Source organism: Mucilaginibacter lacusdianchii (assembly GCF_009770985.1).
GTDB lineage: Bacteria > Bacteroidota > Bacteroidia > Sphingobacteriales > Sphingobacteriaceae > Mucilaginibacter > Mucilaginibacter lacusdianchii.
This window is the reverse complement of sequence record NZ_WSRW01000002.1, coordinates 486635-499049: the sequence shown is the minus strand read 5'-3', so window position 1 is coordinate 499049 and position 12415 is coordinate 486635. Positions and strand designations below refer to the sequence as shown.

Annotated in this window: 10 protein-coding genes; 3 read left to right on the top strand and 7 right to left on the bottom strand. The window is 40.7% G+C overall.

All coding sequences use genetic code 11. From position 1 onward, the window contains the following. Nucleotides 1–12 precede the first annotated feature (12 nt). Nucleotides 13–1137, bottom strand: a complete 1125-nt coding sequence (locus GPM24_RS09330) for an endo-1,4-beta-xylanase (RefSeq protein ID WP_158826493.1) — start codon at nucleotides 1135–1137, stop codon at nucleotides 13–15. A 713-nt stretch (nucleotides 1138–1850) separates the two neighbouring features. Here GPM24_RS09330 and GPM24_RS09325 point away from each other — a divergent pair. Both GPM24_RS09325 and GPM24_RS09320 read left to right on the top strand, forming a co-directional pair. Then, entirely contained in the window at nucleotides 1851–4973 is a 3123-nt protein-coding gene (locus GPM24_RS09325) for a SusC/RagA family TonB-linked outer membrane protein (protein ID WP_158826492.1), read from the top strand. A gap of 19 nt (nucleotides 4974–4992) precedes the next feature. Continuing rightward, nucleotides 4993–6801, top strand: a complete 1809-nt coding sequence (locus GPM24_RS09320; protein ID WP_158826491.1) for a RagB/SusD family nutrient uptake outer membrane protein — start codon at nucleotides 4993–4995, stop codon at nucleotides 6799–6801. Nucleotides 6802–7003: 202 nt separating this feature from the next. Here GPM24_RS09320 and GPM24_RS09315 read toward each other — a convergent pair whose 3' ends face one another. From GPM24_RS09315 to GPM24_RS09295, 5 genes are all read right to left on the bottom strand, one after another. Continuing rightward, nucleotides 7004–8227: a BamA/TamA family outer membrane protein gene (locus tag GPM24_RS09315; RefSeq protein ID WP_158826490.1), complete on the bottom strand. Its 1224-nt coding sequence runs from the start codon at nucleotides 8225–8227 to the stop codon at nucleotides 7004–7006. Nucleotides 8228–8320: 93 nt separating this feature from the next. Then, a complete protein-coding gene (locus tag GPM24_RS09310; protein WP_158826489.1) occupies nucleotides 8321–8893 on the bottom strand; it encodes an NUDIX domain-containing protein in 573 nt (190 codons plus the stop codon). Between the two features lie 124 nt (nucleotides 8894–9017). Beyond that, complete coding sequence (locus GPM24_RS09305) at nucleotides 9018–9326, bottom strand: YMGG-like glycine zipper-containing protein (RefSeq protein WP_158826488.1); 309 nt, start codon at nucleotides 9324–9326, stop codon at nucleotides 9018–9020. Between the two features lie 159 nt (nucleotides 9327–9485). Then, complete coding sequence (locus GPM24_RS09300) at nucleotides 9486–10223, bottom strand: metallophosphoesterase family protein (protein ID WP_158826487.1); 738 nt, start codon at nucleotides 10221–10223, stop codon at nucleotides 9486–9488. 6 nt (nucleotides 10224–10229) lie between these two features. Continuing rightward, complete coding sequence (locus tag GPM24_RS09295; RefSeq protein ID WP_158826486.1) at nucleotides 10230–10967, bottom strand: nucleotidyltransferase; 738 nt, start codon at nucleotides 10965–10967, stop codon at nucleotides 10230–10232. An 87-nt stretch (nucleotides 10968–11054) separates the two neighbouring features. Here GPM24_RS09295 and GPM24_RS09290 point away from each other — a divergent pair, with 87 nt between their 5' ends. After that, entirely contained in the window at nucleotides 11055–11579 is a 525-nt protein-coding gene (locus tag GPM24_RS09290; RefSeq protein ID WP_233268771.1) for a 3-oxoacyl-ACP synthase, read from the top strand. 43 nt (nucleotides 11580–11622) lie between these two features. Here GPM24_RS09290 and GPM24_RS09285 read toward each other — a convergent pair whose 3' ends face one another. After that, nucleotides 11623–12351 carry a DUF481 domain-containing protein gene (locus GPM24_RS09285; RefSeq protein ID WP_158826485.1) on the bottom strand — a complete coding sequence of 243 codons (729 nt, stop codon included), beginning with the start codon at nucleotides 12349–12351 and terminating at the stop codon, nucleotides 11623–11625. Between the last annotated feature and the right edge of the window lie 64 nt (nucleotides 12352–12415).

The window sequence follows — 12415 nt, the reverse complement described above, 5'->3', positions numbered from 1 at the left end:
TTGTAACTAAGGCTATTTCTTGAAATTGATTACTTCATCATAGACTTTTTTAGGCTGTAAATTCGTGTCGAACAAAAGAGGGAAGTTTTTACGGCCAGCTACCGGATACTCATCCAGCCAAGTAGAGCGGTCAGACAGGTTCCAGAAGGTTACACCTGTGAGCACTTTTTTTTGCTCACGGAAAATGCTGAAAACTTCTTTGTATTTGGCTGTTTGTTTTTGTTCTAACTCGGGTGTGTACTCGCCTTTTTCGCCCGGGCGTAACGAGCGACGGTTTTTCTCCCAAGGATAGATAGATATATCCAACTCCGTAATTTGTACTTTTAAGCCCAATGATGCAAACTTTTTGATGGTGTTGCGTAACTCGGCTGCGGTGGGTTCATAAACAGACCAGTGTGCCTGTAAGCCTACTGCATTAACAGGAACTTTGGCATCTACCAACTTTTTCATTAACCTGTATACACGCTCCATTTTTTCAGGGCGTTCGGTGTTATAATCATTGTAAAACAGGATAGCATTTGGATCGGCAGCATGAGCGTATTCAAATGCTTTGACAATAAAGTCCTCTCCACATATCTGGTACCAGAGGGAGTTACGTAAAAATTTAGTGTTATCGTCATCAATAGCTTCGTTCACAACATCCCAAGCGTATATTTTACCCTTATAACGATTAACAACTGTTGTAATATGATCTTTTAGTCTTCTTAACAAAACCTCTTTGGTTACCTGCTTGCCTGTGCTATCAGTAAATAACCAATTAGGCGTTTGCTCGTGCCAGCATAAGTTGTGACCGCGTACGCGTAGACCATGTTTTTGAGCAAAGTTTACGATAGAATCTGCGTCCTTCCAAGAATATAAGTCTTCGCGCGGATGGATAGGGCCCATCTTCATGGCATTCTCGGGGGTTACGCTGTTGAAGTGTTGTAGAATAAAATTGGCGTCATTACCGGTTAAATTTTGGGGGGCTACTGCTACACCAACGGGAAAATAAGGTTGATAATAATCTTTCAATCCTTTAGAGTCACCAGTATTAGCTTGAGCTTTAATCTCCGTTACAGTGCAGCATCCAACAACAGCAACTAAAGCAACCCGAATACTAAGGCGCTTTATTGTTCCAAGTAAAAAAAGTTTATTCATAAGAGGTTTTAATTGGCTAACAAATTCTTTGAAAACTCTAGAGAGATTCCTTCAAAACAACGATTCAAAGTATATTTGCAATCGATTGCAAATATACTTGTATTTATCACTTACACAAGTTTTATAAAGGGTTACCAGTAAGGTAAGTATTAAATAAATGAAGAGTGATCAAAAACTTTTTATGAAGCTGTATTCACTATTGTCTCTCACAACAAAAATTGCTGCAGTTTATTTTTTGTAATTTTTTAAAAGATTGACAGATATTATTAAAAGGTTATAAATGATTTTGTATTTATATTATGAGTAATTCTTTACTGGCTCAGTTTTTTAAAAATATTAATATTTCATTCCTCGCAAAACATATTAAAATAAATTGCAATCGATTGCATTTTTAAATTTTCTTACTACTTTTAGCCAACCAATATTCCAATTATAATTTTTTCCGAGGCTTCATTTGACAAATGCTGCAGGCTGCTTATAACAACACCATATGTTGGCTAAGTTCAGTGAGGAGCACATTTGTAAAGAAAATAATTACTAAAAATCAAAATATTATACTATGAGAGAATTTTTACTTTCTATTTCCATTACTGCAAAAGAATCTAAACGGCTTAAGCCAACGCCTGGTAGTCCCGGTATGCCGTATAGTGCACTGTAAGTTACCAGTGTATTCTTAAAACTTGACAACCAAAAACAAACACTTTAAATTAATTATGGAAAAACTTAGACTCATTAAATGCTGGAAGGCTTTGCTGGTACTTATTAGTATCAGTATGCTTTCGGTAAACCTGTATGCACAGTCCAGAAGCGTAACCGGTACAGTACTGGACGAGAAAGGCGAGACCCTGATTGGTGCTACAGTAAGGTTAAAAACCGCCAAGTTAACTACCACTACAGATGTGAATGGTAGGTTTACCATTACGGTTCCGGAAGGCGAGCCTGCCTTGGTAGTAACTTATGTAGGATATGTAGACCAAGAAATTGCGCTTACTGCACAAAGCAATAACGTAACCGTTAGAATGTCGGCCAATTCGCGAAGTCTTAACGATGTAGTAGTGGTAGGTTACGGTACGCAGCGTAAAAAGGACGTAACCGGTTCGGTAGCTTCCATTAGTGGAACAACCTTACAAGAGGTACCAGCATCACCAAACGTAGTAGACCAGTTAAAAGGTCGTATTGCAGGCCTGGATATTTCCAGTAACAGTTCTACGCCGGGTTCACAAGGCCAGATCCGCTTACGTGGCGAACGCTCTTTCGCAACAAACAGAAGTCAGGCAGATGCACAGAACGGTCCGCTATTCGTAGTTGATGGTGTACCTTTTGTAGGCGGTAGTTTAAACGATCTAAACCAGGATGATATCTTAAGCATTGATGTTTTAAAAGATGCATCGGCCGCTGCTATTTACGGTTCAAGAGCTTCTGGCGGTGTAATTATCGTAACTACCAAAAGAGGTAAAACCGGCAGAACAATTGTTAGTTTGGATGCCTACGCCGGTATCAGCAACATTACTAAAAAGTACCCGTTCATGAACGGTGCACAATTTGCCGCTTTTAAACAAGAATCTATTAATGGTAACCCTGCAAAAGCTACCGGTTATCCATTTACTGCTGCAGAGTTGCAAGGCATTGCTAATGGCACCAGTACCAATTGGCAAGATTACATATACAGGAAAGGCTTGCTGACTAACGATCAGCTAAGTATCTCTGGTGGTAACGAGAATACACAATTCTCTATCAGCGGTGGTTATTATTATGAAAAAGGCACCCAGGTAACTCAAGATTTTAGCCGTGCATCTTTACGCGCTGTGATTGATCATAACGTTAGTAAACGTGTTAAAGTTGGTGTAACTACATTTGGAACTTTAACCAACAGCAACGCAGTAACCGGTATTTTATACAATACACTTGCCATTAGTCCGCTTACTTCTCCTTATAATGCAGATGGTACAATTAACCTGCTGCCAATGAAGGGTTCGGTTGATGAGCCTAACCGTGTTAACCCACTTACTTTAAACAATCCTTACATACAGGCACTAAACAGAAGGGTTTACAGTTTTAACTCAGTTTATGGTGAAGTGAATATTTTAGACGGTTTAAAATACCGCTTAAGCGCCAGCTATACTTTTGGGCAAACCCGCGGCCAAGGTTATTCGCCAATCAGTACTATCGTTAACTCTAACACTACTACTGATAAAACCGCAGAAAACTTAACCAATAACGAAAACTTTACCTGGTTGATTGAAAACTTGGTAACCTACGATAAGGTATTTGCGCAAAAACATCACCTAACCTTAACCGGTTTATACAGTGCTGAGCGGGATCAATCACAAGGAATAACTATTAATGGTAATGGTATGCCGGCTGATTATCTGCAAAGTTATAACCTGTTTTTTGCAAATACGCTGTTTATCAACGGTTCAAACCAGCCATATTATAGCCGCCGTAACCTGTTGTCATATATGGCAAGAGCCAACTACGTGTTTAATGGTAAATATCTGTTAACGGCTACTGTAAGAACAGACGGTTCATCGGTACTTACTCAAGGTAATAAATACTTCACCTACCCGGCGTTTGCCTTAGGCTGGAATATCGACCAGGAAAACTTTATGAAAAACATAAAGTTTGTTAACACCCTTAAATTGCGTGCTGGTTATGGTGTAACTGCCGATCAAAGCATCAATCCTTACCAGGTATTGGGTAACTTAAGCTCCAATGCTTACAACTATGGCAGCAATGGCCAAATAGGTTATCTGGTAACTAATTTACCTAACAACTTAAAGTTTGAGCATACTAACAATTACAATCTTGGTGTTGACTTTGGTTTGTTTAACAATCGCCTTACCGGTACGGTTGATTATTATCAGCAAAGAACTTACGATATTTTGCAACAACAAACTTTACCGGCTAGTAACGGCGCACAAACTACACTGGTTAACGCCGGTAGTTCAAAAGGTAATGGTGTAGAAGTGTCTTTAAGCTCGGTTAACTTACGTAGCAAAAACGGCTTAAACTGGTCTACTGATTTCAACATCTCATTTGTGAGAAACTCTATTGTAGACTTGCATGATAACTTACAGCAGGATATTGTTAACGGATGGTTTGTTGGTCAGCCATTTAACATCATTTACGATTACAAAAAAGTAGGTATCTGGCAAACAAGTGAAGCTGCAGAGGCTGCGAAATACAGCGCACGCCCAGGTCAGATCAAAATAGAAGATGTTAACCGCGATAATAAAATTGATGCTGCCGACCGTCAAATCCAAGGTTCATATCAGCCGAAGTTCGTATCTGGTTTAACAAACAGATTTTCATTTAAAGGAATTGATCTGACTTTCGTAGCATTCGCTCGTATCGGTCAAAAAGTTGCGGTTACTTACTTAGGTGCTGATTCAGGTGGTTCTGGTTATCCTTTCTTTAACTCGGGCCGTGTAAACCAATACAATGTAAACTATTGGACACCAACTAACCCAACACAAGATTTTCCACAGCCTGACGCCAGTTTAACCGGCCCGAATAATGGGTCAACTTTGCAGTACCGTGATGGTTCATTCATTAAAATGCGTAGCATCAACCTGGGCTACACATTTGGATCAACCATGATTAAGCGTGCCGGCTTTAGCTCGTTGCGTGTTTATGCAAGCTGCAATAATCCTTTCATTATCTACTCACCATTGGTTAGACAAGGTTTAGCAATCGATCCTGAAGGAAATGGTTATGGAAACCAATTGCAAGGCGCATCAAGCTTTTCAGCTGATGCTTTAAGCCGTGCGGTTACTATCGGTTTGGCTAATCCGCCATCACGTACATTTTCATTAGGCTTTAATGCAAAATTCTAATTCCTTTTAAATCAACAACATGAAATCATATAAAAAAATAGCTTTATTGCTTACTGCACTTGGCACAATGAGTGTAAGCAGCTGTAAAAAGTTTTTAGATCAAGCTCCTAAATCCAGCATTACTCCCGAGTTTTTTACTACTTCGGGCGGTGTACTGGGTGGTATTACCGGTGTTTATTCTGATTTGCGGAATTTGTGGGGTACAGAGGGCTTTTTATACTATTGCCAATTTGGTACAGATGAAAGTATTATTGCCAACGGATCGGGTAACGGTGGTAAGGCTTTTGGTACTTACTTTAATTATGTAAACAATGTAAATGATGTTTACAATGCGTTGTACGGCTTATGGAGTATCGCTTATCAGGACATCAACACCCTTAACGGTGTATTGCAATACGGCCCAAGTGCATTTCCTGATGCTACTACCCGCACTGCTTACCTGGCTCAAGCTAAGTATTTAAGAGCCTTTTATTACTTTCATTTAGTGCAAACATTTGGTGATGTGCCGTTGCACACGACCTTTGTTACGGTACCTACTCTTTCTGATACTCGTGCACCTAAAGCCGATGTTTGGGCGCAAATTATCAAAGACTTAACCGAGGCATCAGCAGAATTACAAAGCCGTCCGGGCGAGTCTATTTCATCAACCGGTGCTTCATCGCCTTTTCAGGGATATGCTGCAACCAAAGCTTCAGCTTTGTATTTGTTATCAAAAGCATACTTAACCAGAGGCTGGCAAACCAATTCGCAATCTGATTTTCAGATGGCTTTGCAAACTGCTCAAACCTTAATCACCAACAAGGGCTCTTACGGCCCCGGATCTGGTTTGGCTTTATACAACAATTATGCAGATGCATACAGTGAAGCCAGAGATGCCGGCAATACCGAGGCATTGTTTGGGATAGACCGCAGTTCTGATCCTAAATATGGCGACTACGTATCGCAGGCGTCAAGCGGCAAAGTGAATGGTTGGGCTTGGTTTTTTAGGCCAAACTATCCAACGGTTAATGCCAATTATCCGGCTGTAGGCGGTTCAAACGTAATGACGAGGGATTTGGCAAATGGTCGTCCGTTTTTCCGTGCCAGGCCAAATTCTAATTATGTAGAAACAGTTGCTTTTGCTGATAAAACAAATGATTACCGTTATTGGAATACTTTCCAAACTACATGGATTGCCAATACTGCAAACATTACCACTCCTCGCGGTACGCTAACGGTAGGACAGGATACCGCTATATGGATGCCGCCTTATGACCCCGGAGCAGCTAAAAGGGCTACTTTTAAAGGTGTGATAATGGTTCGCGAAAGTATAGCCAATGGTACCGGATCATACAGCGGAAACTTTTTTCCATCTTTAAGAAAGTTTGATAACCCTAGTCGTCCTGCAATTAATGACCCCTCTGTGCGTCCAACCATTTTGTTCCGCCTTTCAGAAGTTTACCTGATTGCTGCCGAAGCTGCTTTTAAACTAGGAGACTATAGTACAGAAGTAACTATGTTAAACGTGTTAAGAACCCGTGCAGCAAACCGGCCGGCAAACGCACCTGCAGCCCCATCAAATGCGGTAGCCAATATGCAATTAACTACTGCGCAAGCACAGGCAGGAGGGATAGATTTGATTTTGGATGAGCGTACCCGTGAGTTGTACGGCGAATCATTAAGATGGTGGGATTTAACACGTACGCAATCATTGGTGCGCCGTGTAAAACAATACAACAGCGAAGCCGGACCAAACATTCAGGATTTTATGACGCTAAGACCTATCCCGCAAACGCAGATAGACTTGGTAACTGTTGGACCTAGATTCCCGCAAAACACAGGATTTTAATTTAGTATAGTAATAGTTCATCAATTAAAAGCCGCTCTGTAAAACAGAGCGGCTTTCTTGTTTTTCTATATGTTTAATTTTATTGCAAGGGGTAATCCTTAGCTTATAATCAATATAATTTCAATTGGTGAATAGTCTTGAGGATATCAAATGACATATGAAACGGCTTTAAGTGCAGCAATTGAAAAGCTGCTTACAAACTTTAAAACGCTTCGCCTAAGTTTAAGCGGATTGAGGAGAAACCTTTGCTGACACCATAATCGATAGCAATGTTGGTATTAGATTTTTTGTTGAACTTAATACGCAAACCGGCGCCGCCTGCAGGATGGAAGTATTTAAATTTATTGGTTTCGGGCTCTGTAACCGAGGTAGTATTAGCAAATAAAACAAATCCCAGCAAACCATTTCGGGTAATACCCCGCCGATATTCAGTTTCAAAGTATGCCAACCGCGAACCTCTGTAGCGGTTTTGCTCAATGCCCCGGCCCGAGCGGTTGTATACGTCCCAACCGATACTGGGTAAGCTTAAATAAGGGGTGCCACCACCAAAGGTAGACCAGTAATAGCTCCAAAATGCCAGCGTGTTTTGCACAGGGCCGTGGCTCAGGGCCACGTATTTTCTCATATCCAAATAAACGGATTGCCATGTACGGTTACTGCCTAAAGCAGGTGTGTTATAGCGGTAAATAAAATTGGCATAACAACCTGGCATTGGGTTGATAGAATTGTTCCGGGTATCGTAAAGTAAGTTAAAGGTAACGCCTGATGAAAAAGAATTTTGCCCAGGCGCCGTGCCGAAGGTATAATCAGATACATCCTGCAAATTGGCTTCCTGATCTTTGGTATTTATACGGATATGGTAATCCATAGCATAACCAAAACCTGCCAAAAAATACGGTTTTATTCGGCGTAAAACGCTCTGATAAAAGCGAACATATTTATAATCTAAACCCGTTTTGTTCTCTTCAGGCTGATCACCGCCTAAACCCCAGGTATCTTGCGGATAAACCATTAAGCGTGTGTCACCAGCTATAAACCATTTGTTATTTTTAAGCCAGATGCTGGAGCGTAACGGTAAGCCAAAACGTCCTTGCAGGTTAAAGTAAGGGGTAAAGCTAACGTTAGATAAATTGGTAGTTTCACGGTCGCCCAAATAAAAGCCGGCTGTGGTAGATGTGATAAAAGCTTTGCCGCCACCGGGTACACTGGTGGCCGTAGGTAAAAATGAAAAGTAAACTTTTGAATCACTTGACATGCTGGTTGCCGGCTTTGCTTTCATTTTAAAAAAGGCTCCAATAACATCCGTTAAATCTTTTTGAGGAACAGTATCGCTTTTAGGTGCCACACCAAATGAGCCGCCATTTTGTGCAAATACACCCAAAGGTAATAAGCTAATCAATAAAGCAAAACGTATACCTTTCCCCATTAGCTAATCTGCATGTAGATTTATTTTATCTTAATTTACCCTCTAACTACGTAACGGAAGGTAAATTTGTTTACAATATTTTGACAATTGTAATTAACAAAATAAAAAATAATGTTGCAATAGCATTATGGTTTTTGCATCCTTAATTTGTTGATTTTTTAACATTTGACGCGCTTCGTCAAAATTCAGTTCAATCAATTCTATGTCTTCACCTTCTTCAGGCAGTCCGCCTGTTTTTGAATGCTTTTTACTGCTATCGTAAGGCGCTACAAACAGATGTAAATACTCGGTAATACCACCGGCTGATGTATACGTTGCTCCAGCTTTTACAACCTCCTGAATTTTTAATCCGGTTTCTTCTGCCACTTCACGAATGGCGGATTGTTCTGGCTCTTCACCTTCGTCAATTAAACCCGCGCATGCCTCCAGCAAATAACCAGTATCATTACCATTTAAAAACGTTGGCATCCTGAACTGGCGGGTAAGGAGAAATTTTTTTTGTGCTTCGTCATACAACAATACAGCTACTGCGTCTGGACGATAATAAACTTCAGCCTCCATATTGTGCATATTACCATCGGCATTTGGTTTTTGATAGCTGAAGTATTTAAGTGGATATTTACGCTCAGATAATGTTTCGCGGTTGGTAATTTGTATATCGGCCATGGTAGTTCCTTTAAAATTTTGAACAGGTATTAAGCAGTTTAGGTTTTACTATATTGTTGGTTTAGGTACTAAAACAAAAGCCTGTACATTTGCACAGGCTTTTGTTTTTATGGTTAATTAACTATTAATGATGACGACGTGAGTAATAGCGTGTTGTACGATGGTGTGAGCGGTAGTAAGCACGTTGTCTTTTAGCTTTGTTACGACGGTGCTCGTTACCAATAATATAACCACCGCCGGCACCAATAGCGCCACCAATTAGAGCTCCTTTTACACCGTGACCAATTAAACCACCGGCAACGGCACCACCTGCACCGCCTATTAAAGCGCCTTTGGCTTGTGAGCTCATTTTACGACGTTGAGCGTTAGTAGTAGATGTAGAAGATATTATTACTGATAATATCAAGCTGAATAACAAAATGGTCTTTTTCATAGGATGTTCCAATTTATTTATATGATAGATGCGAATATTAAGTAATGGTTTAATTACTAATGTAACATGAGCATTACCAAAGTATTTGTTTACGTTATTAACAAATGTTAAGCCAAAGATGTTCAAACACACATGTTATGGTATGGTTTGGCATTGCTGCTAAACCTCAAACAGGTAGTAAGGGCACGCATAGCCGGCCTTCACCAAAATAGGTTTAGCCACGTTGAAAATGCGTATCTCATTATTTAAAACACCCTCAAGCGTTCCGGCATGTGCATGCCCGTGAAACGCTGCCACTACGTTGTTACGAATTAAAGGCTCTGCCAGGCGGGATGATCCCAGAAAAGGGAATATCTCTTCGGGTTCGCCTACCACAGTTGCTTTGATGGGGGCATAATGAAGCACGGCAATTTTTTTAGTTACCTGTGGATCGGCATCCAATTTATTTAATGCACGTTCAAGGTGAAGGGCTTCGTCTACCGCTTCCTGTACAAAGGCTTTGTTAGCATCCTCGCCAAACATGGTAAGCAAATAGCGGTCAAAACCACCGCCAAAGCCCTTAACCCCCGCAAAGCCCACGTCGCCAATTACCAAGGCCTCGCCATCAAGAATATGAACGTTCGAATTTTGTATAGCCTGCCTGATTAATTTTTGGCGGCCTTTTTCGTAGTCGTGGTTCCCTAATACGCATATAACTGGTATGGTACAAGAGCGTAACTCTTCCGACAATATTTTAGCTTCGTCTTCATCACCGGTGTCAGTTAAATCGCCGCATATCAGTAATACATCTGCATGGGCCGATACTTCACGAAAATAATCGGCCCACTTGCCATGATCAGTTTCTTTAACATGAATATCGCCAACGGCGGCTATACGGGTTATCTTTTTGTCGTCCATCAGAATTTATACAGTTTTAATGGTGTACGATTTATAGTTCCAGTCTTTAATATCTACGCTGTATTGTGTTTGGTCAATCATCGGGCCACGGCAAACTTTTTCGGTAGGGGCCGGTACATCATACTGTTCCTGTGCCCGTCGCAACAATTCGTCATATACCCAACGTGGTATGATGTCCTGATAATCAGCCGGGTAAACAAATTGAAAGGAAAGCAACTGCGCTAAAAACAATTGCCAGTGCTGGTCCATTCTAAACATCAGCTGTTTCCAATCCAGGTTGCTGCCGTATTGTACCAGTAAGTGATTAATATCTGCACCATCGTAGCGTTCGCGATTTTGAACATATATTTTGCTCCAAATCAGTTCTTCGGGCGGTAATAGTTTGACGTCTTTTTCAAAAAAACTAGCATCTACAGCGCGTTCAAACCAGCTGTCATCTACGGTGCAAATGTTGTTTACCGTGTCAAAAATCAAGTCAATAAAGTACTCGCCCTTAAATATTTTAGCAAGCCAGCGGGCATCAGTAAACTGCGTTTCATAACCCCGGTCCTGAAAGTATTTCATAATGCGCGTACAGTCAGACGATTTACAGTAAACGTCCAGATCCTTGGTTTCGCGGTAAATACCACTGTAATGAAAAATGGCAAAAGCGCCGCCCAGCATAAACGGAATTTCACTTTCTTCCAGCAGCTCTAATGCCTCCTTGTAAAATGCGTAAGCATCTTTATCGTCGTTAATACTCATAAATAGTTGTTTTTAAATGCAAGGCCCTTGGTCTATGTTATCAATTAGATGCTTTTGAGCGGCTTGTATCAGCATATAACTATAATCATGATATTCTGTTTTAATGGTTTTAAGGCTTCATTCAAAGCAACCGGCAAACGCTTATCTTTGTATACTTCTATGAGCGATTTAAAGAAACAACTGCACCAGCTATGTGCTAACCTGATACAACAGCGCCTGGACGCTGCCCAACAAGCTATTGAAGCTGCCCAGCAAGCCGCTAAAGACGATACCAAAAGCAGCGCCGGCGACAAGTACGAAACCGGCCGTGAGATGATGCAACAGGAAACCAACCGCAATATGGCCCAGTTAACAGAGGCCAACAAATTGCTGGTTGCGCTTAATCACATCAGTACTAACGGCCAAGCTACAATTGCCGAGGCCGGAAGTATAGTGGTTACCGATAATGGCAAGTTTTATTTATCTGTTAGCGCAGGTACGGTTGCTTTAAACGGGGAAACGTATTTTGCTATATCGCCAGGCTCGCCAATTGGGTTGAAGATGAAAGGGTGTAGGGCAGGAGATACTTTTAGTTTGAATGGAAAGCAATACACAATAATTGAAGTTTTATAAAATCGTAACTTCACTCAATTGTAGCACACCTTGACAATATGTATTAAAACCACTGCTCTAACCGCAAACCATAGGTCAATAGCAGGTTTTCGCTGCTGGTAACCGAAATGCGGTTGTACGCCAGTGAACTATTTAAACTAAACCAGTTAGTTAACTTAAAGCCCAGGTTAAACGTAGAGCGCAAGTTATAATCATTACGCCTTGTGAGGGAGGGTTGCCAAAATGTACCGCCATCGGCAGTAATCAATTTTTTTATAATGAAACGAAATTGTACCCGAAGCGAATTACGGTAAGTATGATAATTAATGCGCTGATCATTAATATATAAATCGCTCAAGTCATATAAAATACCGTCGCTGATATTTAGGTAGGCTTCAGGTCTGTCGTAAATACTATAGGCAATACCACCACCGGCCAGTAATTGATTGTTTATTTTGAGCGAAAAACTGGTGTTATAATTAGCTAAACCCCAATAATAAGAATGCGGTATGCCTTTATAAAGGTTAAAATCAAGCGAGGTAGAATAGTCGTTATTGGTAAGGTCGCTGTTGGTTTTGCCGTATATCCAGTTGTTGTTTAAATTAAGCTGGATACTTTTTTTCTTTAAGCCGAAGGTGAAAGCATTATTAAGCAGGTAGGATTTACCATCTTTAGCACGGTTCAGAGAACCTGTGCCATTAAACAAAGCATGATAATGGGTAGTGTCGGAAAATTGCGCACAGGCTAATTGTGCACAGCATATTAAAACAAATAGGGATAGAAATTTATACATACATCACCTGTAAGGCTGCTTAATACCGACAATTAAGCAGCCTCATTGTTTGATCCGAAAAGTA